This window comes from Caballeronia arationis, assembly GCF_001544975.2.
In the GTDB taxonomy this organism is placed as follows: domain Bacteria; phylum Pseudomonadota; class Gammaproteobacteria; order Burkholderiales; family Burkholderiaceae; genus Caballeronia; species Caballeronia arationis.
This window is the reverse complement of sequence record NZ_FCOG02000018.1, coordinates 55236-81510: the sequence shown is the minus strand read 5'-3', so window position 1 is coordinate 81510 and position 26275 is coordinate 55236. Positions and strand designations below refer to the sequence as shown.

23 protein-coding genes are annotated in these 26275 nt (G+C 66.6%); 10 read left to right on the top strand and 13 right to left on the bottom strand.

Translation table 11 applies throughout. The features are described from left to right. Positions 1–14: 14 nt before the first annotated feature. Entirely contained in the window at positions 15–407 is a 393-nt protein-coding gene (locus tag AWB81_RS13545; protein WP_062636079.1) for a DUF6632 domain-containing protein, read from the bottom strand. Positions 408–513: 106 nt separating this feature from the next. After that, complete coding sequence (locus AWB81_RS13540; protein ID WP_062636077.1) at positions 514–1563, bottom strand: DMT family transporter; 1050 nt, start codon at positions 1561–1563, stop codon at positions 514–516. A 114-nt stretch (positions 1564–1677) separates the two neighbouring features. Between AWB81_RS13540 and AWB81_RS13535 the strand changes: the two genes are divergently transcribed. Together AWB81_RS13535 and arsH are read left to right on the top strand one after the other, a co-directional pair. After that, the gene (locus AWB81_RS13535) at positions 1678–2001 is read left to right on the top strand and encodes an ArsR/SmtB family transcription factor (protein ID WP_062636075.1); all 324 of its coding nucleotides are present in this window, start codon (positions 1678–1680) and stop codon (positions 1999–2001) included. Further along, positions 2001–2771 (top strand): arsenical resistance protein ArsH, encoded by a 771-nt coding sequence (gene arsH / locus AWB81_RS13530; protein ID WP_062636073.1) that lies wholly within the window; start codon positions 2001–2003, stop codon positions 2769–2771. The genes AWB81_RS13535 and arsH overlap by 1 nt, the downstream gene beginning before the upstream one ends. A gap of 14 nt (positions 2772–2785) precedes the next feature. Here the strand turns inward: arsH and AWB81_RS13525 are convergent, their stop codons facing one another. Further along, positions 2786–3670, bottom strand: coding sequence for an aldo/keto reductase family oxidoreductase (locus AWB81_RS13525; RefSeq protein ID WP_062636071.1), 885 nt, complete (start codon positions 3668–3670; stop codon positions 2786–2788). Between the two features lie 142 nt (positions 3671–3812). On the opposite strand from AWB81_RS13525, the gene AWB81_RS13520 reads away from it, so the two are divergent. Both AWB81_RS13520 and AWB81_RS13515 read left to right on the top strand, forming a co-directional pair. Beyond that, a complete protein-coding gene (locus AWB81_RS13520) occupies positions 3813–4703 on the top strand; it encodes a LysR family transcriptional regulator (RefSeq protein WP_062636070.1) in 891 nt (296 codons plus the stop codon). A 277-nt stretch (positions 4704–4980) separates the two neighbouring features. Continuing rightward, positions 4981–5739 carry a ProQ/FinO family protein gene (locus tag AWB81_RS13515; RefSeq protein ID WP_235025794.1) on the top strand — a complete coding sequence of 253 codons (759 nt, stop codon included), beginning with the start codon at positions 4981–4983 and terminating at the stop codon, positions 5737–5739. On the opposite strand, the gene AWB81_RS13510 is transcribed toward AWB81_RS13515, so the two are convergent. Beyond that, positions 5736–6926 (bottom strand): chromate transporter, encoded by a 1191-nt coding sequence (locus AWB81_RS13510; protein WP_062636067.1) that lies wholly within the window; start codon positions 6924–6926, stop codon positions 5736–5738. The two genes, AWB81_RS13515 and AWB81_RS13510, sit on opposite strands and share 4 nt — an antisense overlap. A gap of 388 nt (positions 6927–7314) precedes the next feature. Between AWB81_RS13510 and AWB81_RS13505 the strand changes: the two genes are divergently transcribed. From AWB81_RS13505 to AWB81_RS13490, 4 genes are all read left to right on the top strand, one after another. Further along, a complete protein-coding gene (locus AWB81_RS13505; RefSeq protein ID WP_087134965.1) occupies positions 7315–8886 on the top strand; it encodes a sensor domain-containing diguanylate cyclase in 1572 nt (523 codons plus the stop codon). Between the two features lie 214 nt (positions 8887–9100). Continuing rightward, positions 9101–10219: an extracellular catalytic domain type 2 short-chain-length polyhydroxyalkanoate depolymerase gene (locus AWB81_RS13500; RefSeq protein ID WP_062636065.1), complete on the top strand. Its 1119-nt coding sequence runs from the start codon at positions 9101–9103 to the stop codon at positions 10217–10219. Between the two features lie 86 nt (positions 10220–10305). After that, complete coding sequence (locus tag AWB81_RS13495; RefSeq protein WP_062636063.1) at positions 10306–10617, top strand: hypothetical protein; 312 nt, start codon at positions 10306–10308, stop codon at positions 10615–10617. Between the two features lie 126 nt (positions 10618–10743). Then, positions 10744–12297, top strand: coding sequence for a phospholipase D family protein (locus tag AWB81_RS13490; protein ID WP_062636061.1), 1554 nt, complete (start codon positions 10744–10746; stop codon positions 12295–12297). An 18-nt stretch (positions 12298–12315) separates the two neighbouring features. On the opposite strand, the gene AWB81_RS13485 is transcribed toward AWB81_RS13490, so the two are convergent. Continuing rightward, positions 12316–12771, bottom strand: a complete 456-nt coding sequence (locus AWB81_RS13485) for a universal stress protein (RefSeq protein ID WP_062636060.1) — start codon at positions 12769–12771, stop codon at positions 12316–12318. 377 nt (positions 12772–13148) lie between these two features. Between AWB81_RS13485 and AWB81_RS13480 the strand changes: the two genes are divergently transcribed. Both AWB81_RS13480 and AWB81_RS13475 read left to right on the top strand, forming a co-directional pair. After that, the gene (locus tag AWB81_RS13480) at positions 13149–13943 is read left to right on the top strand and encodes a substrate-binding periplasmic protein (protein ID WP_062636173.1); all 795 of its coding nucleotides are present in this window, start codon (positions 13149–13151) and stop codon (positions 13941–13943) included. Further along, entirely contained in the window at positions 13940–17098 is a 3159-nt protein-coding gene (locus tag AWB81_RS13475; RefSeq protein ID WP_062636058.1) for a bifunctional diguanylate cyclase/phosphodiesterase, read from the top strand. The genes AWB81_RS13480 and AWB81_RS13475 overlap by 4 nt, the downstream gene beginning before the upstream one ends. A gap of 70 nt (positions 17099–17168) precedes the next feature. On the opposite strand, the gene AWB81_RS13470 is transcribed toward AWB81_RS13475, so the two are convergent. From AWB81_RS13470 to AWB81_RS13435, 8 genes are all read right to left on the bottom strand, one after another. Next, a complete protein-coding gene (locus AWB81_RS13470; RefSeq protein WP_062636056.1) occupies positions 17169–17582 on the bottom strand; it encodes an Hsp20/alpha crystallin family protein in 414 nt (137 codons plus the stop codon). Positions 17583–17609: 27 nt separating this feature from the next. Then, positions 17610–18050, bottom strand: coding sequence for an Hsp20/alpha crystallin family protein (locus AWB81_RS13465; protein WP_062636055.1), 441 nt, complete (start codon positions 18048–18050; stop codon positions 17610–17612). A gap of 251 nt (positions 18051–18301) precedes the next feature. Continuing rightward, entirely contained in the window at positions 18302–18586 is a 285-nt protein-coding gene (locus AWB81_RS13460; RefSeq protein ID WP_062636052.1) for a hypothetical protein, read from the bottom strand. Between the two features lie 332 nt (positions 18587–18918). Further along, entirely contained in the window at positions 18919–21141 is a 2223-nt protein-coding gene (locus AWB81_RS13455; protein WP_062636050.1) for a CHASE2 domain-containing protein, read from the bottom strand. Between the two features lie 57 nt (positions 21142–21198). Continuing rightward, positions 21199–21378 carry a hypothetical protein gene (locus AWB81_RS13450; RefSeq protein WP_062636048.1) on the bottom strand — a complete coding sequence of 60 codons (180 nt, stop codon included), beginning with the start codon at positions 21376–21378 and terminating at the stop codon, positions 21199–21201. Positions 21379–21446: 68 nt separating this feature from the next. Then, positions 21447–22100 (bottom strand): FecR family protein, encoded by a 654-nt coding sequence (locus tag AWB81_RS13445; RefSeq protein WP_235025793.1) that lies wholly within the window; start codon positions 22098–22100, stop codon positions 21447–21449. Positions 22101–22116: 16 nt separating this feature from the next. Beyond that, on the bottom strand, positions 22117–23877 hold the full coding sequence (locus tag AWB81_RS13440; RefSeq protein ID WP_235025792.1) for a ShlB/FhaC/HecB family hemolysin secretion/activation protein: 1761 nt from the start codon (positions 23875–23877) through the stop codon (positions 22117–22119). Next, positions 23850–26207, bottom strand: coding sequence for a two-partner secretion domain-containing protein (locus AWB81_RS13435; protein WP_087134962.1), 2358 nt, complete (start codon positions 26205–26207; stop codon positions 23850–23852). The genes AWB81_RS13440 and AWB81_RS13435 overlap by 28 nt, the downstream gene beginning before the upstream one ends. Between the last annotated feature and the right edge of the window lie 68 nt (positions 26208–26275).

The window sequence follows — 26275 nt, the reverse complement described above, 5'->3', positions numbered from 1 at the left end:
GAATGCGCATCGTACTACCGCACGGACGATGCCTTTCCTGCGCGAGGCGTCAGCACGGCCAGCACGATCGCGACGATGAAGAGCGCGGGGACGTCGCCGAGCAGGTGAGCGCGATGCGCCGGGTGGGCGAACGACTGCACCGTCATGATCGAACCGTGAACCACGCTCGACCACACGGTGAACCAGATGAGGCTCAGGTGGGCGAGCGGATCGCGCGCGGCCCGGATCAGGAAGACGCCAAGCGTCGCATAGATGCCGACGATCATCGCCGGATAGTCGGAATAGCCGGTGTGCCAGGTCCAGCCCGAGGGCCAGACGAGCATCAGCGGATAAATGCCCGCGACCGATATCACGCCGACCGCGACCAGCGCGATCCGCAAGTATTTCAGCCGCTGGGTGTCATCCATGTGAACTGTCGGTCTGTCGGTGGTCGATTGAATCCGTTATAGACGCGAACGGTCGAAAAAACAGGTCGCGATGCTCCGTGGCTCGCGCGACGAACGTTCAGCGGGATCAATGCGAATGACGGTGATGGATGTCCGGGTAGTGCGCGTGCGAATGGGTGATCGGCGCGTGGCGGTGCGGGTGTGTGTGCGGCTCGTCGCCGTCGTAGGGGAACGGATGCGCATGGCGATGATGCTCGTCGTGCGTGTGCGGATGGTTGTGTTCGAGCGCTTCGTGCGTATGAACGTGCTCGTGACGCTCGCGGATGTGCAGCCAGACGCCCGCCGCCATAAAAAGCGCGGCGAGCCAGAAGGCGACGGGCGGCGCCTCGGGCCAGATCGCGAGCGACAACGCCACGCCGAACAGCGGTGCCACGGAGAAATACGCCCCGGTTCGCGCAGTGCCGAGATGGCGTAACGCGACGACGAAAAGCACGAGGCTCACGCCGTAGCCGGCAAAGCCGGTGAAAAGGGCGGCGGCCAGTTTCGCCGTCGCGGGCAGATGCGCGCCGAGCAGCAGCGCGATCGACAGGTTCACGCATCCCGCCGCCAGACCCTTGATGCAGGCGATGGTCATCGCGTCGTGCGTGGAGACCTTGCGCGTGAGATTGTTGTCGATGGCCCAGCAGAGGCACGCGCCGACGATCAAAAGCGCGCCGGTGGGCACGCCGGCCGCGCCCTGCCAGGACAGCAGCAGTCCGCCCGCGACAATGGCGACCATGCCGAGAAACACCTGAACATCGACATTCTCGCGAAACACGATCCAGGCGATCGCCGCCGTCAGGACGCCTTCGAGGTTGAGCAGGAGCGAACTGGTCGCGGCCGGCGTCGAGGAAAGTCCGAGCATCAGGAGCGCGGGACCGGCGATTCCGCCAGCGACGATCGCGCCGAGCAGCCACGGCACTTCCGCGGGCGGAATATGGCTTTCGTGACCGCGTTCGCGCGTGTTCTGGCGCAGGCGGCGAATCAGGATGCAGCACGCCAGCCCGATCCCACTGCCCAGATAGAAAAGTCCCGCGACCATGAACGGCGAGAGCGCGCCGAGCAGGATTTTTGCGAGCGGCGTAGTCGCGCCGAAGAGCGCGGCGGCGGAAAGAGCGATGAGTGCGGCATTGAACATGATCGACAGCGGACGTGTGGGTTGATCTTCAATCAGAGTACTACGCGCGAGCCGTCGCCCTCATTATTTCAACAAAACTTGAAACGACGTCGAGACGCGCGTATTCTCTGCCGCATGGACCCGAACCTCGCAGTACGCGCGCTTGGCGCGCTCGCCCACGAATCGCGGCTCGCGATCTTTCGCGCGCTCGTCGTCGCCGGTCCGGCGGGCTTGCCGGCGGGCGAAATCGCTCAGCAACTCGGCCTGACGCCTTCCGGGCTCTCGTTCCATCTGAAGGACCTGTCGCATGCGGCGCTCGTGAACGGCCGGCAGGAGGGACGCTTCATCTACTACTCGGCGAATTTCGATGCGATGAGCGGTCTCATCGGCTTTCTGACCGAGAACTGCTGCTCGGGCGCCGCCTGCCCTGCCGGCGCTCTTCAACCGGGAAATTGCTGATGTCGTCTGACTTGCCGAATCTGAGCGCGCCTCACGCCGACGTTCCCGACCTCGCGAAGCTCACCCCTTTGTCGATCTCGTCGCATCCGCCGCGCATCCTCTTGCTGTATGGATCGCTTCGGCCGACGTCGTATAGCCGGCTGCTCGCGTTCGAAGCCGAGCGCATCCTGCGGCATCTGGGCGCCGAGACGCGCGTCTTCGATCCGCACGGCCTGCCGCTCGCCGACAGCGTTCCCGCCGATCATCCGAAAGTCGGCGAACTCCGCGCGCTGTCGCTCTGGTCGGAAGGGCAGGTCTGGTGCAGTCCGGAGCGCCACGGCACGCTGACGGCGGTGTTCAAGAACCAGATCGACTGGCTGCCGCTCGAGACGGGCGGCGTGCGTCCGACGCAGGGCCGCACGCTGGCGGTGATGCAGGTGAGCGGCGGCTCGCAGTCGTTCAACGCGGTCAACGCGCTGCGTGTGCTCGGCCGGTGGATGAGGATGGTGACCATTCCGAACCAGTCGTCGGTGGCGAAGGCCTGGCAGGAATTCGATGCCGACGGCCGCATGAAGCCTTCGTCCTACTACGACCGGGTCGTCGACGTGATGGAGGAGCTGGTCAAGTTCACGCTGCTCGTGCGCGACCGGACCGACTATCTGACCGACCGCTACAGCGAGCGCAAGGAAGCGCATCCGGAACTCGCGACATCGCTCGCGGGCGCCGCGATGGACCACGAAACCGCCTCCGGCGGCCTCGACGCCGACTCCGACGACGGCGAAGTCGAATAACGCCGCAACCGCGTTCAACCCGGCGCGCCGGACCCGATCGCGTTCAGCTCGGCCAGTACCTCGGGAAGAATCGCGAGCGATGCCGCCGCGAGATTCTCGTGCAGATGCCCGACCGACGATGTCCCCGGAATCAGCAGGATGTTCGGCGAGCGCTGCAGCAGCCACGCGAGCGCAACTTGCATCGGCGTGGCGTCGAGCGCGGCGGCGGCGCGATCCAGCGTCGAGGATTGCAGCGGCGTGAATCCGCCCAGCGGAAAGAACGGCGTGTACGCGACACCCTCGGCGGCGAGCGCATCGATCATCGGATCGTCGTCGCGATGCGCGAGGTTGTAGTGATTCTGCACACAGACGATCTCCGCGATCGGCCGTGCCTCCTCGTACTGTCGCTGCGTGACGTTGCTCAGGCCGATATGGCGGATCAGCCCTTGGCGCTTCAGGTCGGCGAGCACGGTCAGCGGCGCTTCGATGGCCGCCTCCGACGGTCCGTGCACACCGCCGACGCGCAGATTCACGACATCGAGCACGTCGAGTCCGAGATTGCGCAGATTGTCGTGGACGGCGTCCTTGAGTTCCTTCGGCGAGAGCGCGACGGGCCAGGACTTGTCCGCCTCCCTGCGCGCGCCCACTTTCGTGACGATTACGAGATCGTCGGGATACGGATGCAACGCCTTGCGGATGATCTGGTTGGTTACATGCGGGCCGTAGAAATCCGACGTATCGATGTGATCGACACCGCACGCGATTGCTTCGCGCAGCACGGCGACGGCCGCGTCTTCGTCCTTGGGCGGCCCGAATACCTGGGGACCGGCGAGCTGCATCGCGCCGTAGCCCATGCGGTTCACCGTGAGCGCGCCGCCCGCGAACGTAAAGCGCCCGCCGAGATTTGCTGAGGAAGTCATGCGATTTCTCCGTTGATGTTGGAGAACGCCGTGGAGAAACTATAGGCGCGTCCGCATTGTGCGATAAGCAGGATCATTCGATACAGGTCGTGCGAAAAGCTGCACAATGAGCGCCTCAAGACCTGAGCGACGGAGGCGGGCGATGGCGTTGGATCTGGGCAATCTGGCGGCGTTCATGGCGGTAGCGCAGAGCCGCGGGTTTCGCGAGGCGGCGCGCACGAGCGGTTATTCGGCGTCCGCGTTGAGCGCCGCCGTGCGCCGGCTCGAACCGCAGGCCGGCGTGCGCCTCCTCCAACGCACGACGCGCAGCGTCACGCTCACCGAGGCCGGCACGCAATTGCTGGAGCGGCTCGTGCCGGCGCTCGGCGAAGTGGAGGCCGCGCTCGACGTCGTCAACGGCTTTCGCGAAAGTCCGCGCGGCACGCTGCGGCTGAACGTGCCGGCCGTCGCGGCGCGGCTCTTCCTGTCGCCGATCATCGAGACGTTTTTGCACGCGCATCCGTACATCCGGATCGAACTCACCGTCGACGATACCTTCGTCGACGTGCTCGCCGCCGGTTGCGACGCCGGCGTGCGGTACGAGGAGCGCCTCGAACAGGACATGATCGCGGTGCCGATCGGTCCGAGGCGGCAGCGCTTCGCGACCGCCGCCGCGCCCGCGTATCTCGCGGAGCGCTCGCGGCCGCGCCATCCGCGCGATCTGCTCGGGCACGCGTGCATCCGCCAGCGCTTCGCGAGCGGCGCGATGCCACCCTGGGAATTCGAGCGCAAGGGCAAGATGGTGCGCGTGGACCCGAGCGGACCGCTCGTGGTGGCCACGACCGCAGCCGATATGGCGGTGAGCGCGGCCATCGCGGGTCTGGGCGTCATTTTCCTGTTCGAGGAGTGGCTCGCGCCCGCGTTCGAGAGCGGCGCGCTCGAACCGCTGCTCGAAGACTGGTGGTGCAGTTTTTCCGGGCCGTTCCTGTATTACCCGAGCCGCCAGTACATGCCCGCGCCATTGCGCGCCTTTGTCGATTTCATCAGGCAATAGAATCCATCCTGGACTAGCGGTTAACGCGAATCGGGTTTATACTGACCTTGTCTCCTCCATGTCTCAACCGATATGGATTACGCCCGCTCAAATTAAGCGGGCATTTTTTTGCCCGCCGCTCGCCCCGACCGGCAGGGGGCCAGCGCCGGTTCGCACGCGATTCGCTTGATTCGCGGCACGATCCGAACCGGTTGCGTATCATGCGTTCTGCGGTCACGCGACGAACGGCCCATTGGCACTCGTCATTTCACGACCGGCATCGAAAACTTCCTGAGGCATGAACATGGGCTTCGAGCAACTCGCGGCACTGAAAGAGCAACTGGCGAAACGGGCGAAAACGCCGCCGCCGAAGACGTCCGAGGCGTCCAAACCGAACAGCAAGCCTTCCCGGCAGCATCGTCCGCAAGCGGGCGAAGCCGGACGCGATGCGCAGGCGTCGCAAGCGAAGGGCGCACAAGCGAAGGGCGGACAAGCGAAGCCCGCGCAGCCGAAGCCTGGCCAGGCGAGGACGGCGCACGCCAGGCCCGAGCGCGCGAAGTCGCCGCGTCCGGCGCCGGTGCAGGCAAAGCCCGTCGACACGAAGCCGACCGATCCCGTCGTCCTGACGATCCGCAAGCTGCAGAACCGCTTCCCGCAGGCGTTCCCGAAGAAACCGGCGCCGAAGGTTCCGCTGAAGGTCGGCATCTTCAAGGATCTGGTGGCGCAGGCGGAAGAGCTCGCGCTGACGGAAGCCGAGTTGCGCGACGCCATCAAGATCTGGTGTCGCGGCAGTCGTTACTGGTCGTGTCTCGTCGAGGGCGCGCCGCGCGTCGATCTCGGCGGCGCGGCCGTGGGCGAGGTGTCGGCGGAAGATGGCGTGCGGGCCCGCAATTCGGAATCGAACCGGGCCGCGAAGGCGGCACGCAGATCCGAGCAGGCTGCGGCGCCGGAACAAGCTCCGGCAGGCAGCGAGGCGCCGGCTGACGTCGCGCCGGCGGTCGAGCAGGCTGTCGAACCGGCCGTCGCACCGGAGCAGGCCTCAGCGAGCCATTCCTAATGGCATAGCAGCCAGAGGCCGAATGCGCCACCGACGGTCGCGTAGACGGTGTACACCGGCAGCTTCAGCTTCGCGAGGCACATGCATCCGAAGGCCGCAGTCACGAGATAGGCGGGCTGCGGCGGGATGTGCAGCAAAATCTTCAGCACGGCGATCGCCAGAAATGCGGTGGTCGCAGCGCGCAGCAGCCGCATTCCGTTCTCAAAGCGCGGATAGCTCTTGAGCGCCGCCAGATGCCGCTGGGCGAAGATGACGAGGCATCCCGACGGCACGAACAACGCGACCGTCGCGACGAGCGCGCCCAGCCAGCCATCGATCAGATAGCCGAAGAACGGAATCACGTTCAGAAGCGGCCCCGGCGAGATTGGCGAAAGTGCAAAAGCGAGAGTGAAATCCTTGTCGGAGACACCCGTGCCCGGCGTGACGAACAACGCCTTCAGCACCGGCAACGCCGAAAAGCCGCCGCCGAACAGTGTCAGCCCCGCGCCCGCGAGCCGTGGCCACAACAGGGTGAACTGCCACGGCGTCGGCAGCGGCAGCGCAAAAACCAGCAGCAGCGCGACGAGGATCACCGGCAGCCGCCAGTCGCTGCGCGTGCGCAGCACGTCCGAGACGGTTTCGCGCTCCGCTTCGAGCATCCATCCCGCGGCGAAAGTGCTCGCGAGCACCAGCACGTAGGCCCCCGGACCATGCGCGAGCACGAGCGTCGCGCAGGCGAAGAGCGATGCCGCCCACTCCACCTTGCCGCGCAGGATCGTGCGCGTCTGCTTGTACCAGGTCACCCCGATCAGCACGGCCAGCACGACGCTGAAGTGATTCACGAGGGTCGGCGAGGTGAGCGAGCGGATCAGCGGCGTGCGATAGAAGATCGCGAAAAGCGTCATCAGCAGGAAAAACGGCAGCACGCTCGCGATGCCGGCGGCCCACGCGCCCGCGCGGCCGCGCAATACGTGTCCGAGTTGCACGGCGACGTTGCATCCCACCGGTCCGGGCACCATCCACGCGAGCGCCGTAAGGTCCGCGAATGCCAATGGCGAAAGGCATTGCCTGCGCTCCACATAATGGCGCTCGAGTTGCGCCATTAACGCGAGCCCTCCCCACGATACCGACGATAAACCGCATACCGTCCAGAACAGGCGCCACAGCGATTCACGCTCGCCCGCGAGATTGATGTCCGCACTTGTCATCGCTATTTTTTTCGTATTCCGAAAACCTGATCCGCTTTGTCCTGTTTTTGTGCGCACGGGAAAAACGCCGAGCGGCCGTGCGATTTACGCGATGTTTATTTGACGCAACTCGCAGCTTACGAATGTTCGTGCTGCATAAAGGATGGAAAAGCCCCGCTCAACGCGGGTCAACCCTTGAATCCGCCCCCGCGATTTTTGCCGTCAAGCCGCGCCAGGCTTGGGCTTCAAGCGATATTAACGCGGCCTTGCATTCGTATTGCGAAAGGATGATGGAGTTTTCCTGATGTGGGTATTTATCCAACGAAAACGTTTCAACAGATTTTTTTCAATGGCACTGAAGCGCTTTTATAAATAGAATTTCCTGGCAAACGTTTCAAAGTTCAGATCAATGAAAACGAACGAATGGTTTATTCGTCTGCGAGAACGATTCAAATGCAAGGAATCCATTGCGCTGCACGGCATCGTGTATGGCGCTGCGTTGCTTGCACTCGTGATGGTCGGCCTTTGCGCGCTCGTGCTTTATCAGAGCCGCCAGGACGCGCTCGAGCGCACGCGCGAAACGTCGCGTAATGTCGCGCTGATTGCCGAGCGCGACATCGTCCGCAATTTCGAGCTTTACGATCTCTCGCTACAGGCGGTCATCGAAGGACTCAGGCAGCCCGCCGTCGGCGCGCTGCCCGCGCATTTGCGCCGGGACGTCCTGTTCGACCGCGCGGCCACCGCCAAATTTCTCGAAGCGCTGCTGGTGCTCGACGCGTCGGGCAATGTCGTCATCGATTCCACGAGCGAAGTGCCGCGCAAGGCCAACTTCGGCAGCGCCGCGTTCTTCACTGCGCAGCGCGACAAGCGCGATGCCGGCCTTTTCATCAGCGATCCGGTCCGCTTCGTCATGCTCGGCCCGACGCCGAGTATCGTGCTGAGCCGCCGCATCTCGCGCCCGGACGGGGCGTTCGCGGGCATCGCGATGATCGCCGTCAGCCTCGACTATTTCCGCAATCTCTTTGCCGGGCTGTCGCTCGGCGCGCGCGGATCGGCATCCGTGATCGGAAGCAACGGCCTGATGGTCATGCGCCAGCCCTTCGACGAGCGCATCATCGGGCGCGACATCAGCACGGCCAGCACGTTCCGCCGCTTCGTCGCCGACAAGGAAGGCGACTTCGCGGATACGGCTTCCATCGATAACGTCCGGCGCCTCTATACGTTCAAGACGCTGCCGCACCTGCCGTTCATCGTGATGGTGGCGGTCGCCGAGCAGGACATCTATGCAGCGTGGCGGCGCCGCGCGCTCACGATCGGCTCGCTGATGGCGGCGCTCGGCGTGGCGTTCGTCGCGCTCTCGGCGGTGCTCGGCAGCCAGTTGCGGCGGCGCATGCGCGCGGAATCGGAATTGCAGCTGCTCGCGCGAACCGACGGTCTCACCGGCCTCAACAACCGTCGCACGTTCGGCGAAATCCTCGATCTCGAATGGCGCCGCGCACGGCGCGCGCGCAGCGTGTTTTCGCTGCTTTTCGTCGATATCGACCGCTTCAAGGCCTACAACGACACCTACGGCCATCAGGCCGGCGACGAAGCGCTCGCAGCGGTCGCGAAGTGCATCGGCGACAGCATCCGGCGTCCCGGCGACACGGCGGCGCGCTATGGCGGCGAGGAATTCGTTGTCGTGCTGCCGAACACGCCTGCGGCGGGCGCGTCGTTCATCGCGGAAAAGATTCGTGCGGCCATCTGCAACCTGTCGCTTCGCCACGCCGGCAGCGAGTTCGGCTGCGTGACGGCCAGCATCGGCAGCGCGAGCTGGGACCCGGAATCCGGCATGGACGTGTCCGACATGATCCAGGACGCGGACCGCGCGCTGTATCGCGCAAAGGCGATGGGCCGGAATGTCGTGGCGCTCTCGAGCCGCTGCGCCGAGGCGCTGGCCGCCGAAGGACCGGCGTTCGGGCAGGGCGCGCTGGCCCGGTAAATCGGCCAATCTCCGGCATCGGAACGACACAAAACCGATCACGCCGCTTTTTCCTCCTAAGATTATCTCGATCAGCCGCGCGCGCCCTTGAAAGCAGCGCGCGCAGTCGAATTGCGATCGCCTGGCTCCCTTGCGCTGAAATCCCCGGCGTTTCCCTGCGCGACGATCGCTTCCCTTTTTGCACGAGCCACATCGAACCGCGCGAGGCGAACCGATGAGAGCCATTCCGTGTATCTGCGCGTTTGCGATGTCGACGATGTCGGCGCTCTGGGCGGGTGGCGCCTGCGCGCAGACCTATCCGCCGCTGCCTGCACTCGGTATCGACGTGAGCCAGACTTCCGTCTCCGGTCTCTCGTCGGGCGGCTTCATGGCGGTGCAACTCGGCGTCGCGTATTCGTCGATCGTGAAGGGCGTCGGCGTCGTGGCTGGCGGTCCCTACTACTGTGCGCAGGACAGCGTCGCGATCGCGATGACCCGATGCTCGTGCACGATCCAGCCGACCAGCCTCTGCGCGGTCACGCCGACGAGCGCCGACGTTCCCGCGCTCGTCTCGAAGACGAAAGCGTTCGCAGCGAGCCACCTGATCGACGATGCGGCGAACATCGGCGCCCAGCGCGTCATCACGATTTCCGGCGCGAGCGACACGACCGTGCCTCGACCCGTCGTCAAGCAGCTGGCTGGCTACTACGCGGCGCTCGGCGTGCCGGAGCAAAACCGCACGGAGATCGATCGCGAGAAGACCGGCCACACGATGCCGACTACGAATTACGGTGTGGGGTGCTCGAAGTCCGAGTCGCCGTTCATCGGGAAATGCCAGTTCGACGCCGCGAAGGAGATGCTCGGCTGGATCTACAGTCCGGCGCCGCTCGAAGCGCCCGCCACGACGCAAGCGACGCAGGCGCACTTTGTCCGCTTCGACCAGACCCGCTATCTGCCGGCGGATCGCCCTGCGAGCTTCGCGTGGACAACGGGCATGGATTCCTCGGGCTGGCTCTACGTGCCCGCCGCGTGCAAGACGGGGACGCGCTGCCGCCTGCACGTCGCGCTGCACGGCTGCGAGCAGGGGCAGGATTATCTGCCGCTGCACTCGCCGCCGGGCGGCGGTCTCTTCTACGGCGAGACGTTCGTGCGCCACGCGGGCTACGCGCGCTGGGCGGAGACCAACCGTATCGTCGTGCTGTTTCCGCAGGCGGTCTCCATACCCGGTTTGAATCCCAACGGCTGCTGGGACTGGTGGGGCTATACCGACAGCCACTTCGCCGACAACCGGGGCGTCCAGATGCGCGCGATCCGCAACATGATCGACCGGCTTGCGTCCGGCGCAAACCAGTGATTTGTCGACGACAAGCGGATCGGACAAGCGCGCGTGGAACGCGTCTTGCGGCATAGTGGATCAACCACTGCCGGCAGGAGGCCGTCATGACGACTTCACCCTCGGATGACAACGCAGCGCCCGACGAAGCACGCGACGAAGCACACGACACGCCGCCAACGGACATCTCGGTGCCGGTCGGCGATGCGATACCGGCGCCGGTCGAACCGGGCCTCGATCAGCCGATACCCGCAAAAAGCGATATCCCGGGGAATGAAGCCGATGTCGCCCCCACTGTCGAGGACACGCCAGAGCCGGTGAGCGAGGTGTCGAAGCCGGTCGGCGATGCGATTCCCACGCCCGTGGAGCCCGGCACGGATCAGCCGCTGCCGGAGAAGAACCCCGGCGCCGACGACTAGCCGGCGAACCGCCGAAGGCGTCGCCTAACGAAGAAGCAGGAAACCAGCGCTCGCGGCAAACCATGTAGGATCGTCGTCGGCGCGCTGCCCTCGGCAGCGCCTCTTCATGTCACTCGGGGAGCGCACATGATCCAGCTTCGTCGACTGTTGGCGGCCTTGCTCGTACTGCTTATGAACGCATGCGCGAGCCTTCCGCCGCAGGCCGGCCGCAACGCGACACATGCACTGCAGGACACCGCCGATACGCGGCTCGGCGCCGCCTTCGCCCCGGGCGAGCAGAAGCATCCGGGCGAAACCGCATTCCACCTGCTGCCCAACGCGATCGACGCGCTCGTCGCCCGCATCATCCTGACCGAGACCGCGGACCGCACGCTCGACATGCAGTACTACATCTGGCACGACGACGCCACCGGCCGCACGCTGGCGGCCGCGATGCTGCGCGCGGCGGACCGGGGCGTGCGCGTGCGCCTCCTGCTCGACGACCTCGGCACGAACGCGAACGATCGCGTGCTGCTCGCGCTTGCCTCGCATCCGAACGTCGAGGTCCGGCTCTTCAACCCGGTCGCGAGCCGCAGTTTCAAGAAGCTCGGCTCCGCGCTCGAATTCTTTCGCGTGAACCGGCGCATGCACAACAAGGCGCTGATCGCCGACAACCAGGGCGCGATTCTCGGCGGGCGCAACATCGGCGACGAATACTTCGGCGCCTCGACGACGGTCGCATTCGGCGATCTCGATGTGCTCGTGCACGGTCCGGTGGTGCGCGAGGTATCGGTCGCGTTCGACGAATACTGGAACTCGGAGGCCGCCTATCCGATCGACCGCCTGATGGGCCGCCAGGCGGACCCGGGCGAGCTCGCGGAGTACCGCGCGAAGCTCGACGCGTACATGGCGACCGAGCGCAACACGGCGTACTTCATCCAGGCCAAGGAGCGCCTGACCGACGCGCTGCGCACCCGCGACGCCGAATTCTCCTGGGGCAAGGCCACGCTCCTTTACGACGATCCATCGAAGATCACCCGCGCGCCCACCGATGCGCAAGGGCATCTGATGTCGCAGTTGAAGGCCCTGAAACTCCAGCCGGAGCAGGAGATGCTCGTCGTCTCGCCGTACTTCGTGCCGCAAAAGGAAGGCGTCGCGTGGCTCGCAGGCATGACCGCGCGCGGCGTGCGCGTCACGGTGCTGACCAATTCACTCGCGGCCACCGACGTCTCAGCCGTGCACGCGGGCTATCAGCGCTATCGAAAGGACCTGCTCCAAGCGGGTGTGCGTCTCTACGAACTCAAGCCGGTCGCGGGCGGCCAGTCGACGGACAAGAAATCGACCTTCGGATCGTCGAAGGCTTCGCTGCACGCGAAGACCTACGTGTTCGACCGCACGGGTATCTTCATCGGTTCGATGAACCTCGATCCGCGCTCGGTCGAACTGAACACGGAGATCGGCGTGTATTGCGAGAGCGGGCAGGCGGCGGGAGAAGTGGTCGACGGCATCGGCAAGAACCTCGACCGCGCCGCGTGGCGGCTCGAGTTACGCAGCGATCCGCAGGGCGGCAGCCACATCGTCTGGATCGATACTGCGGCCGACGGCACGGTGACGGAACTCGACAAGGAGCCGGACGTGTCGGCGATGCGGCGCACGGGGATCTGGTTCCTCGGGCTTTTGCCGATCGAATCGCAACTGTGAGCGGACGTTGCCGCGCAATTACGCGATCGCGTGGCCGCAAGTCACAGGCAAGGCGCGTCCGGGCTCCGGCACGACAGTGACGGCGCACCGCGCATGCGCCACGACGCGCCGCACGACGTGGCTCGCCGGCCAGCGTCCCAGCCAGTAGCGGCGGCAGCCGACGACGATCTCGCCCGCGCAGTGCTCCGCCGCGTAATCGACGATCTCGCGCCACGGGTCGCCCGTGCGCAGCGACAGCCTGATCGTGTCCTGCGTGTCCGGCAGCCTCGCCTTCAAGGCGCGGAGCGCCTCTTCCCAGTGCGCGATCCGCTGCTCCATGATCTCGTTCATGCAGGCGTCGAAACCGACCGCCGGCACTCGTGCGACCGTCAGGATGTGCAGTCGCGCGCCGCGTTGCTGCGCCATGTCTTTCGCGAAAAGCGCGGCTCCGAGCGCGCACTCCGAGCCGTTGTATGCCACCACGATGCACCGCATGAGATGCTCCCGCCCATTTGTTTCAGCTGCGTGTCCTGCGCCCATTCTTCGATACCCGGCGCGCGGGCACTACCCGGCATGCGCGGGGCCGTGCTCCACCGAAAAGCGGGCATCCGGATGCATGGATTGGGCTCGCGTAATGGCGCCGATCGCCGGCGACCATCGCGACGATGGCAAAATCCTCCGTCCGCCCTTAAGATTGCCGCGCCGCTGCCGACAACGCATATGGAGCCTTTCGTGGAGCGCGCACCTGCGGCGCGCCCGCTTGTGGTCGTGTGGGCATCTGGCCGTCCATGCAGGAAGGCACATCAATCGCGTTATCGACAGCGCCCGGCAACGACGGCCGCTTTCGTTCGCTTCAATCTCCTGGAGGCGTTGTGATCCGACACGGTATCGGCGGCTTGCTGCTCGCGTTGTGCATGCTCGGCCGCGCGATGGCAGCCGGGCCCGACTGCTCGCGTCCGTTCACGCTCGCGCTGCACGATCACGGCCTTCTCTATTCCGCCGACACGGACACCGGCATCGACAAGGATTTCGCCGACGAACTGATCCGCCGCAGCGGCTGCAAGGTCAGCGTAAGCCTCATGTCGCGCGCGCGTATCTGGCAATTGATCGAATCCGGTGCGCTCGATTTCAGCCTGTCCGGCATTGCAAATGCGGACCGCAACCGCTACGCGTCGTTCGCCTGGTACTTCAGCAACAAGTACTACCTGCTCGTGCGCCGTGACGCCGGCATCCAGCAACTCGCCGATTTCGAGCACAACGACGCCTTCCAGCTCGGCGTGATCCGCAGTTTCCGGTATAGCGAGTCGGCGAACCGTCTCGTCGACGAGCTCGCCGCCGCGAACCGCACGAGCCAGGCGGGCGGGCTCGATCCGCTCTACCAGGCGCTGCTTCTGCGCCGCATCCAGGGCATGATCATCGAGCCGTTCGACTATCCCGCGCTCGAAGAGCGAAAGATCCGCGACGTCACGACGATCATCGAGTTCAACGATCCGGCGGTGCCGCACGGCCTCATCATGTCGAAGAAATCGCTGCCCGCCGCCGAGCAGGAGAAGTGGCGCGCGCTCGTGAACGACATGCGCGCCGACGGAACCGTGCGGCGCATCTTCGAGAAATACTTCAAGTCCGACCTCGCCAATTCGATGGTCGGTTTCCAGACGCCACCATGAGCCGGGCGCGCCTACTTCTGCTGCCGCTCCTGATCCTGTGCGCCGCGCTTAGCGTCACCTGCACCATCTGGAGTCACGAGCGGCAAAGCTCCCGCAATGAACTGCTGTCGCAGTTCAAGTATTCGCTCGGCGACACGGTGAGCCGCGTCGAACAGCGCATGGCGACCTACGAGCTGATGCTGCGCGGCGTGCAGAGCCTTTTCGCGGCCACCGATCGTGTCGACCGCGACAATTTCCACGATTACGTCGGCTCGCTCAATCTAGACGCCAACTTCGCTGGCATCCAGGCAATCGGGATTGTCGAATGGGTGCCGGCGGCGAGTCGAGAGGCGCACCTCGACGGCATGCGCCGGCGCGGTTTCCCTCAGTACGCGATCCAGCCCGAGGGCCGCCGCCAGGGCTATGCGCCGATCGTGCAGCGCGAGCCGTATATCGGCCGCAATCGCGCGGCGCTCGGCTACGACGCGTGGGCCGACCCCGTGCGGCGCCTCGCGATGGAAAAGGCACGCGATTCCGGCATGGCGTGCATCACCGGCAAGCTGCGCCTGACCGTCGACACGGAGCCCGATGCGCCGCCCGGTTTCGTCATGTACCTGCCGGTCTACGAGCGCGGGCAGCCGCTTCTGACTGTCGCCGAGCGGCGGGCGCATCTGGTCGGCTGGGTGTATGCGTCGTTCCGCATGACCGACGTCATCGCGAGCCTGTATGGCGAGCGGCCGGCCGGGCTTGCGCTCGCCGTGTATGACGGCGTCGAGGCGTCCGCGAGGACGCTGCTCTATCGTTCATCCGACGCCGCCGCCCCGCACTCGGGCGCGCCGCTTTCCGCGAACGAATATCTGGTGGTAGCCGGGCACAACTGGATGCTCGCGATGAACGCGCAGGACGACTTCCGGGCGCGCTTTGGCCGCAACGCCGAACTGATGATCGCCGTGGCGGGCACAGGCCTGAGCCTGCTCCTCGCGCTGCTCGCGTGGCTCACGCTGACGGGCCGTCGCCGCGCGATGCAGATCGCCTCGATGATGACGCGCGAACTGCGCGAGAACGAAGCGAAATTCCGCGCGATCGCCGACTGCACGGTGAACTGGGAAGTCTGGTGGGGTCCGGATGGCAAGCCGCGCTGGATCAATCCGTCGGTCACCGAGTACACCGGCTACACCGTCGACGAATGCATGGCGATGCCCGACTTCGCCGGCACGCTGATTCATCCGGAAGACATGTCGCGCGTCGCGCCTGCCTTCGCCGATGGACTGCGCGGCCTGCGCGGCGACGATCTCGAATTCCGCTGCGTGCGCAAGGACGGCTCGATCATCTGGTTCTCGGTGTCGTGGGCGCCGATTCGCGACGCGCGGGGCACGTTCACCGGCTTTCGCACGAGCGGGCGCGACATCACCGAGCGCAAGCAGCTCGAAGCGGAGTTGCGCATCGCGGCGGTCGCGTTCGATTCGCTCGAGGCGATGATGGTGACCGACGCCGACAACACCATCCTGCGCGTCAATACCGCGTTTACCGAGTGCACCGGCTACGCGTCCGTAGAGATCGTCGGACAGACGCCGCACGTGCTGCGCTCGGGCCGTCATGACGACGCGTTCTTCCGCGAGATGTGGGACACGATCCGTCGCGAGGGCGGCTGGCAGGGCGAGATCTGGGATCGTCGCAAGAGCGGCGAGGTGTATCCGAAGTGGCTGACGATCTCGGCGGTGAGCGGCGACGATGGCGTCGTCACGCACTACGTCATCACGCATCACGACATCACCGAGCGCAAGATCGCGGAAGAGCGTATCAGGGAGCTTGCCTTCTTCGATGCGCTCACGCGCCTGCCGAACCGCTCGCTGCTGCTCGACCGCCTGAAGCAGGCGATCACGGCGAGCGCGCGCGGCGGCTACTGCGGCGCGCTGCTTTTCATCGACCTCGATCACTTCAAGACGCTCAACGACACGCTCGGCCACGACAAGGGCGACCGGCTGCTGCAGGAGGTGGCACGACGGCTCGCGTCGAGCGTGCGCGAGAGCGACACCGTGGCGCGGGTGGGCGGCGACGAGTTCGTCGTGGTGCTGCAGAGCCTGCACGAGAACCGGCAGGAGGCGGCGATCCAGACGGAGGCGCTCGGCGAAAAGATTCTGGCGCTGCTCGGCAATACGTATCAGCTGGGCGAGGTCGAATACCGCTCTACGGCGAGCGTCGGCGCGACCGTGTTCAAGGGTCATCGCACGTCGATCGACGAATTGCTGAAGCAGGCGGATCTCGCGATGTACAAGTCGAAGGAGCGCGGCCGCAACGCGCTCTGTTTCTTCGACCCCGCGATGCAGACTGTCGTGGTCGAGCGCGCGGCGCTGGAAGCAGATCTGCGCAAAGCCATCGACGACCAGCAGTTCCTTCTGCACTATCAGGCGCAGGTCACGCAGGGCGACAGGGTGACGGGCGCCGAAGCGCTCGTGCGCTGGCGGCATCCGCAGCGCGGCCTCGTGCCGCCCGCCGATTTCATCCCGCTCGCGGAGGAGACCGGGCTGATCCTTCCGCTCGGCAACTGGGTGCTGGAGACGGCGTGCATGCAGCTTACGCTGTGGGCGCTGCGGCCCGAGATGGCGCACCTGACGATCGCGGTGAACGTGAGCGCGCAGCAGCTGCGCGAACCGGATTTCGTCGACAAGGTGCTGACGGCGATCGAGCGCACCGGCGCGCGGGCGCATCGCCTGAAGCTGGAGCTGACCGAGAGCGTGCTCGTCGACAACGTGCAGGACATCATCCAGAAGATGTATGCGCTGAAGGCGAAGGGCGTGGTCTTCTCGCTCGACGACTTTGGCATCGGCTATTCATCGCTGTCGTATCTGAAGCGGCTGCCGCTCGACCAGTTGAAGATCGACCAGTCGTTCGTGCGCGACGTGCTCGTCGATCCGAACGATGCCACCATCGCGAAGACCATCGTGGCGCTCGCGCAGAGCCTCGGGCTCGGGGTGATCGCCGAGGGCGTCGAGACCGAAGCGCAACGCGGCTTTCTCGCGAGCGCAGGATGTCACGCGTATCAGGGCTACTTCTTTTGCCGGCCGTTGCCGATCGAAGGCTTCGAGGAGTTCGCGGAGAAGTTCGATCCGTGGCAGCGGACGGGAGCAGGGCGAAAGCGCGACGGGGTCGCGGGGGACGTGCGGGTCGAGGCCTGATCGCCGGAAAAAAAAAGCCATCGTCGCTGGACGATGGCTGGCTCCCTGAAGCGAGCACCTGCGCGGCTTCTTATTGCGTGCGCACTTCGATGCGTCGCGGCCGCGCTTCCTCCCGCCTCGGAATGGTCAGCTTCAGCACGCCGTTCTGCAGATTGGCGTCGATCCTCGATGTGTCGAACTCGTCGCTCAGCGTGAAGGCCCGCGCGAAGAACGGCTCGCGAATCTCGACATGACTCGGCCGCAGATTCTCCGGTGTCGCCACGACAGCCTGGGCTTCGATTGAAAGCCGTCCGTCGTGCACGCGCACGTCGAGGTTCTCGCGTGGCACGCCCGGCAGGTCCGCCCATAGCGTCACGCCGTGACTGTCTTCGACGATATCGATGGCCGGCGTCAGTGCGACGCGCCGCGTGCGCTCGGACTCGCGCCGCGCGACTTCGGCGGCCGCTCCGGTATTGCGTTCTGCGATCTGTGTGTTTGCGTTCATGGCTTGCTCCCGATTTCCGAGTGTCCGTTACTGAATGGCGATGGCGCGCGGCTTCGATGCTTCTCGCTTGCCGACGCTGATGGCGAGGGTGCCGTTCGAATAGCGTGCTTCGACCTTGTCGGGATCGGCGTTCTGCGGCAGTTCGATCACGCGGCGGAAGCTGCCGACGAAGCGCTCTTTCGCGTAGGTGCGCGTTTCGCCCTCGCTAGTGGCTTCGTTCGCCTTGCGCTCGCCGCTGATGGTGAGCGTACCCTTGTCGACCGTGACGTCGAGCGATGCCGGATCGACGCCGGGCGCGAACGCGACGATCTCGATCGAATCGTCGGTGCTGCCGATATTCAGTTGCGGAAAGGTGTTCGTGCGGCTCGAACGGATGCTCGACGGCAAGTTGCCGAGCAGCGCGGACATCTGTCGCTGCACGCGATCGAATTCTCCGAGCAGGTCGCTCGTGAAGTAAAAGTCACTCATGGCTTCGTCTCCGTGATACGGACGTTGGGATCGGTCAGCGCGGCAAAGCGAAACTGCTTTGTGGCTGCGGTGATACCCAGATTGGAGCCGTTACGGGACTTTCAATATCGATTCAGCGGAATTTTCGTTCGGAGTCGATATTGCGTTGAAGCGTCTTGAAACGCGCGCCACCGCCCATATTTGCGGGCGCTTTTCACGCGCGGGAAGCGGGGAAGGGCGCGCAGATGCGAGCGCGCCTCCCCATGCGATGCTTACTGGCCGAAGAAGATGTCGCAGTTCGGCGCGGTGCTGCACGAACCTTGTCGATGGCCCGGTGCGGACATGCTGCGCGTCGCGGCGGCGCCGCCGTAGGAAGCGTCGTCGGTCGATGCGGCCTGCATGCTCGCGTTGTCGCGCGCCGCTTGCGAGGACTGCGCGGGCTGGATCGGGCGCATGGTCTGCACGAGTTGCTGGGCGTCGGTCGGCATCTGCGCCTGCGCCGCGCCGGCGATTGCGAAAAGCCCCGCGGCAGCGGCGGCGAAGAGTCTTGCGTTCATGTCGATCTCCAGTGTCGGGCAGAGTTGGCGCTTTAGCGCCTGCTCTGGTCCCATGCTAGGGCGCGAGGCGTTCGTGAAAGCAGGTTCACTGCGCCTTGCGTCGATGGTGTCGTGCCGCCTTCGCGGAAATGGGTGCGCGAAAGCGGCCGGAATGGCGCCTGCCCTGCCAAGAGACTTGTTGAGGAAAGCGATCGATTGTGGCGGTCGGGTCCGGACACAGTCGGGCAAGCGCGATATCTAAGTTATAGATGCCGGCGTGGCGGGAATAGTCCGCATGAAGGAGACATGCCTTCGTGGGGTGATGCTTCGTAGTCTGTACTTAAAACAACCCTTCACTTCGTATCGAACGTATTCACGCCATCCCAGTCGGCGGGCAGCGCGGCCTCGCGCAGTACCGCGATACGCTCCCGATACGCCACGTACAGACCGCTCTCCGGATCGCGTTCGATGAGCGTCGCAAGCAGGCGCGCGGCCGTGTCCCATTCCCGCGCGCGGTAGTGTCGAAGCGCCGCATGCCATCGCTCGAGCTGTTCGCGGGCTTCGGCATCGGCTGCGGCCCACGCTTCGTTCGTCATGAGCGGCTCGTACACGGCGACGGGCGTCGCGCGCCCGCGCACCCGCACGCGATCGATCTCGCGATACACGACATCGGGCGCGTTTTCCCGCGTCGCTTCGCCGACCAGAATCGACACCCGATAGTGCCGCGTCAGCCCTTCCAGCCGCGCCGCGATATTGACCGCGTCGCCCATGACCGTGTACGCCTTGCGCACGGTCGAGCCCATGTCGCCGACCGTCATCGGCCCGGTGTTGATGCCGATACCGACCCAGAGCGTCGGCCAGCCGCGCGCAGCGAAGGTGCGGTTCAGCTCGGCAAGCGCGGCGCGCATGCCGAGCGCCGCGGCCACCGAGCGGCGCGCGTGGTCGCGATCCTCCATCGGCGCGCCCCAGAAGCTCATGATCGCGTCGCCGATGTACTTGTCGAGCGTGCCGCGTTCCTTGCGGATCTCCGCCGTCATCGTGCCGAGATACTCGTTCATCATTACCGCGAGTTCCTCCGGTTCGAGCGTCTCGGCAATCGCGGTGAAGCCGAGGACGTCGGAGAACAGTACGGTCAGTTCCGCGCGTCGGCCGGTCATGCTGTAGCTCTCGGGATTGCGGCTCATCTCCTCGACGAGTTCGGGCGGCACGTACTGGCCGAACAGCTGGGTGAAGCGCCGCCGAGCGCGCGATTCGACGAAGAACGCATACGACATGTTCAGCACGAACAGCGCGCCGATCGCAAGGAGCAGCGAGGCGGCCGGCTGGGACCACGCGCGATAGCGCCAGAGCGCGAGATCCACTGCGATCACGCAGCCGGTCAGCAGCACGGTGAGGAGCGTCGCGCGGGCGGGCGCCCGCCACGGCCACACGAAGATCATCGCGCAGCCGACGATGAGCACCGCCAACGCCTGAACCGCGCCGGCGAACGCCGGTTCGGCGCGCAGCGTGCCGTCGAGCATGCCGGCGATCAGGTTCGCGTGGACTTCGACACCGGGATACACCTCGCCGACAGGCGTCGTGCGCTGGTCGACGAGGCCCGGCGCCGTGGTGCCGAGGAGCGCGATCTTGCCGCGCAACGCCTCGGGCGCGACCCGACCGGCCAGCACGTCCGCCACGGAGAAATAGGCGAAGCTGCGCTCGCGTCCGCGATACGGCACGAGCGCGGCGCCGTTCGCATCGACGGGAATCGCGAGCATGCCGCGCGGCGTGCGCAGCGCGAGACCGGCGAGTGTCGAGCTGGCATCGGCCGGGTCGTCGAAGACGGGCGCGAGCGCCGCGTCGCCCGACAGCGCGCGCACGACCGCGAGCGAAAGCGCTTCATACACGCCGCCGCGATACTCGGTCACGAGCGGCACGCGCCGCACTGAGCCGTCGAAATCGATCACCGGGTTGAAGAAGCCGCCGCGTCCCGCCGCCGTCTGCAGCGCGGGCAGGTTGCCGCCGTAGCTGCTCCAGTCGAAGAGCGTCATCGGATGCGCGCCGAACGCGGTCGCCGGGAGCACCGGCGGCGGGATCGCGCCGCTCGATGCGCCCTGATTCGCGAAGTAGTAGCCGAGCACGACTGGCCGGCCGCGCAGCGCGTCGGCGAAGCGGCGGTCGTAGTCGAGTTGTGCGGCGAGGCCGGGCAGCGCGCGCTGAAACTGCGCGTCGTCCTGCAGTTCGCTCCTGCCCAGACGGTTCAGCACCGGCAGCCCCGAACTCTCGTCGGGCTCGGCGAACACGATGTCGAAGGCAAGCAGCGCGATGCCGTCGCGCGCAAACAGCGTGTCGGCGAGCGTTCCCATGCGCGCGCGGTCCCACGGCCAGCGGCCGAGTTCGGCGAGACTCTTCTCGTCGATGTCGAGAATCGCGATGCGCGTATCGACGCCACGCGGCATGGTGAGCCGGACCTTGGTGTCGTAGGCGAGGGCGTCGAGCGTGTCGATAAAGCGCACGTCGTAGCGATGCAGCACGTGTCCGATGAGCGCGAACACGATCAGAAGGCCGGCGGCGAAGCGCAATGCGTGCTGTTTCAAGTCGACCTCGGGTGACGATGGGCGACGGTGTGCGCCGATGCTCCCGGCGCCCGCGATCTAATGCGCCGCGCGAATCTGCTCGTTGGCGATGGCGAGCCGCGCTGCCAGCACCTTCACGACGAATTCGTGGACTTGCGACGCGAGCGCCGGGTCTTCGGCTTCGAGACGACGGAGCGTCGGCAGCGTGAGCCGGAGAACGACCGTCGGCACGTGCGATGGATCTTCGAGTGCTGCCATGGCCCTGGTCTCATGCAAGAAGTTGCCGTGGACTCGCGTCCGGCCGCTGCGCCGTTACCGCTGCAACCTCATCGGCATGCCGCCGACGGCACCACCGGCGTCACGCGGCTCGCCGGCAGCACCCTGAGCGGCGCGCGCAAGCTGGCGACGATCACGCCTTCGCCGGCTCGCACGACGCGAAACTCGACTTCGTTGCTCACCACGATCTCGCCCGCGAACACGACGATCTGGTCGCCCTGGCAGGCGGCGTTGTCGCCGCAATCGGTCACGGAGTATTCGGTGCCGCGAATGCCGATCGTCGATGTCGGGGTCTTCACCTTGTAGTTCTCGCCCTTGCCCTGGCTCGCGACGAGTCCGTCGAGCATGCGCAGCCCGCCCTTCACGAGCGACAGGAAGCTGCGGCCTTGCTGCGCGTCGGCGGGGACGTAGTTGAAGTCGTCGACGCGGAACACAGTGCCCGGCTTCAGGTACACGCGCTGATGGTCGGTGAAGACCATCACGATCTCGGAGCCCGCCGAGGTCTCGACGGTGTCGCCGTTCCTGATTTCGCCGCCGACGGCCGCGAGCCGCTGCGCGCCGTCCGCCGACTGGATCGCGACGCTGCCGACGAGCGCCGTGACGGTCGCGACCGGAGTGGCCGCTGCTGCTGCGGCCGTGCACGGGAGCATCGCGGCAACCAAGCCGAACCACAAACACGAAGCGAGAATGCGGAGCGTTTTCACGATGTCCGGGACCGGGCTAGAACGACTTTGCCAGCGTGAGCCAGAAGCGGTTCGCGTGGCCGGTGCCGAGCGTCGAGGGCACATAGCCGAGCGTGTGCGCATACGACATCATCAGCAGGTAGTTGCCCGGCGCGATCAGCGACGCGCCCACGCCGCCGCCCGACAGCCTCAGATGATTGCTGCCAGGCAGGAACGGATGCGCGACGAGCTTGCCGTCGCCGGTATCGATGAAACCGATCAGTGTGACGAGGCCCGGCACGAGCGACTGCCGGATCGTCTGGCGCAACTCGAAGGTGGCGACGTAGCCCTGGTCGAGCGCGCCGTCGCCGGTCGCGTAGGCGCGCACCGCGTACGGCCCGCCGAGCGACATCTGTTCCGACGAATCCAGGTTGCGCGACGTGAACTGTCCGTTCACCGCGAAGTAGACCTGCGTGGCATCGGTGAGCGCCTGCGTGTGCGTGAACGCGTACACGAACTTGGTGAACGCGCCGGCAGTCTGCGCCACGGCTTGTTGTGGCGCGGGATCGTCGAGACGCAGGTTGCCCTGCTGCAGACTCGCGTCGAACGTGCTGATGCTCTTCGCGAAATTCACGTTGCCCGAGAGGCCGAAGCGGCCGACGTCGCTGTTCTTGTCGTTCGAAATGTTGAAGGCGCCGAGGTTGTCGGCGAGCAGCTTGTGGTCGATGCCGAGCGTCGCGATCACATTCGCCGACACCGAGCGCAGCAGCGGATAGCTCAGGTACGTCGAGACGACGTTCGCGCTGCCGTGCGCATCGAGCGAGCTGAAGTCGCCGCCGACGACATACGTCGAACGCGTGTAGGCGACGCCCCACGCGAGTCCGCTGCCGCCGAGCGGCAGCGTGTAGCCGATGTTGCCGTAAGTCTGGCCGGTGATCGAGGTGAGTACGCGCGCGCCCAGCTGGTCGCCGAGGCCGAGCGGGTTGTTCCACTGCAAGGCGCCGATGACGCGAGCCGTTCCCGTCGACGTTTCGCCGAAGTTGTCGACCTGGAGGCTGCCCGAGAGCGGTCGCGCGGAGGGTATCTGCAGCGTCAGATCAGACGTGCCGGGCGCCATGCCCGGCGAGACCGTCGCGCTCGCGCCGGTCGTGCCGCTCACGTCCTGCATCAGGAGCGTCGCGCGGGCGAGCCGGTCCTCGTCGATCACGTCGCCGAGCCGCTCGGGCGTGATGAAGCGCGCGAGCACGGCGTCGCGCGTGCGCGACTGGTTCGACAATTCGACGCGGCCGAAATGGCCCTCGCTGATCGCGATATGCACGATGCCGTTGTCGATGGTCTGCGGCGGCACGTAGGCCCGCGCGATGAGATAGCCGTGCGCGCGGTAGAAGGCGGTGATGCGCGCGGCGGCGGCGTTCAGGTCGTCGAGCGAGCGGGCGGGGCCGGTGTCTTCCTTCAGGAGCGCGAGCAGGTCGGGCGTGGCGATCGTCGTGTTGCCGCTCAGCTCGAACGCGTTGACGGCGAAGCGGATACCACCCGGCGACGAGGGCGGCGTGGAGGCCGGCGGCGCGACCTGCAGCCGGAAATCCGATGGCGGCGGCGCGGGCGCCGGTTGCTGCTGCTGTTCGCGCAAGGTGCTGCCCGCGTTCGGCACCTGGGGAATCTGGGCGTTGGCGCCATGCAGGAAAAGGGCCGCGAACGCGAGCCCGAACGCCGCCCGCGATGCGCGACATCGAAGACGCGCGAGAGCGCCCTGTGGCACGAAGCGACGATGGCGGCGCGCTCCGGCTCGCATCACATGCGGCAGACGTTGCCGGGCCACGCATCGTCGGGCAAGCGACTCCCGTCGCGTGCGGGGTCGCTCGTCGTCTGCACGACCGGCGTCGCGGGGCGTGTCAGCCCCGGCGGCAATGCCACGGCCGTGTGATCGGGGTCGTCGCGCGTCTCGCCCGCGACCGTCTGCACCGCGTTGATCACGAGCGGAGCAGGGGCGAGCGCAGTGAGCACGGGAGGCGTCGCCGGCGGTTGCGGTGGCGGTTCCGGCGGCGTCGGCGTGACTTGCGGTTCAGGCGGCCCGGACACGGCTGGTTGCTCGGGCGGCGTGGCGGGCGGGGCAGCGGGCTCGACAGGCGGGGCGGGCGGGGTGGCGGGGGGCGTCGTTCCGGTCACGCGCAAGGTGCCGCCTAGCGTGCTGACTCGGTACCCGGCGGGCAGCGAGGTGGGCGTGACGGTGATGATGTACTCGCCGGCCGTCGCGCCCGGGCCTGCACCGGCGCTCGTCACCGTGAAGGCGAGCGGCTCGTGTGTCGTGGGGCTGTCGGCGAAGGCGTTGCCGTAGTCGGTGCCGGTGTAGCGCAGGCTGAGCAAGACGTCCTCCGGGCCGAGCGCGCGCGCCGTGCCGGCGGTCTTGGCGCTGCCCGGTTTCACGCTCAGCACCGCCTGCTGCTGCACGCCGAACACGAAACGATTGCCGCCCGCTGCCGCGAGATTGGCCGAGGCGGCCGGGAACGTCTCGCCCCAAAGCGCGAGATTGCCGCTTTGGAGGCCGCCGAACGTGTCGGCATTCGGGTCGCTCGAATAAATCAGCCAGCGGCCGTTCGGTGTCGCGATGGCGCCCGCGCCCGCCCGGTTCGCGAAATCCGACGCCGACGCGAGCGTCACCGCCGTGCCGGTCGCGGTGCTGCGTACGGGCGCGTCCAGCGTCAGCGAGGGCGCGCGTAGCGTCGTCGGCCCGGACGTCGTGATGCCGGACACCGGTCCGACCGTGCCGACGGTGAGCGGCACGCCATCGACGAGCGTCACCGATCCGGTGTTCGCCGCGATAGTCGCAATGCGGTTCGACGGGTTGTCGAGCCGGTATTGCCCGCGGCTGCCGACGAGCGCCACGCCCGCCGCCGCGATGGCGGCGCGCTGCGTGAGGGTTGCGCCCGTGCCGAACAGGACGACGCCCGCCGGCGCGCTGAGCGGCGCGTTCACCGCGATCCCGTTGCGCGCCAAGACTGCGAGCGAATTCGAAGTGTTCCAGCCGATCGCATCGTCGATCGAAACCGTTCCCGAGCGCCGGCCGAACGCGCCGAGCGCGACATTGGTCGTGCCGAGCGCGCGCGAGATCGCCGCGCCCGAGACGTCGCCGCCCGTGCCTGCGACCGTGAGCGAGCGCCCGGCGATGAGCCACGTGCCGGTGTCGCCGCTTGCTGCGGCCGTCGTGATGCAGGCGCGCGGCGAAACATCGACGCGCGAGCCGGCCGTTTCGATCGTTCCGCCGTTGCCGCCGTTCGGCGCGGACGCGTCGAGCACGCCGCCGACCTTCACCGTGCCGGCGTCGGCGACGAGCCGGATCACGCCATTCTGGTTGACGGCGGTGCGCGCGAGGATCACGCCTGTGTTGTTGACGACGCCCGCGAGCAGCGCGTCCTCGGCGCCGGCCGCGAGCAGCGCCTGCCCGCCGTCCGCCTCGATGAGGCCGCGGTTGGCGGCGAGCGCGTCGAGCACGCCCTGATCGACCGAGAGACCGAGCATCGAGTGATCGCCGAGCTTGACCGTCACGCGGTTTCCCGCCGCGAGCGCCGCATAGCCGCCGGGCGCGGCGATCGTGCCCTCGTTGACTGCGCGCCGGCCGATCAGCGCGACGTAACCGCCCGGCGCCGCGCGAATGACGCCCATGTTGACGACCGCCCCGGCCGCGCCGCCGCTCGCAAAGGTATAGCGGCCCGCCAGGAAATCGCTCTTGGACAGGTTGAGCGTCGACGCGATCAGGCCGCCGACATTCACCCGCGAACCGGCGCCGAACAGCACGCCGTTGGGATTGACGATGAACACCTGACCGTTGGCATCGAGCTTGCCGAGCAGCACCGACGGGTCCTGCCCGACGACGCGGTTAAGCGCGATCGACCGGGCGCCCGGCTGGCTGAACGTTACCGACTCGTTCGGGCGCGTGCTGAACCTGTTCCAGTCGATGACGAGCCGGTCCGTGTTCTGCTGCACTGCCGTATGCGGTCCCTGGGTCGCGATCGACCCCGAGCCGGCGACGATCTGTCCGCCGCCCGGCGCGGCGAGGGCGCAGGCGCCCGACGTGCCGAGAAGCGAGATCAAGGCCAGACGTAGCCGGCGTCCGCCGCGCGGGGGGCGGCGGGCATGGACTGTGCCCGTCATGGTGGTCGGTTCCGTGTACTGATCGTTTTGCCGATCGACTGAACGCCCGTCAACGGGGGGATTCTTCG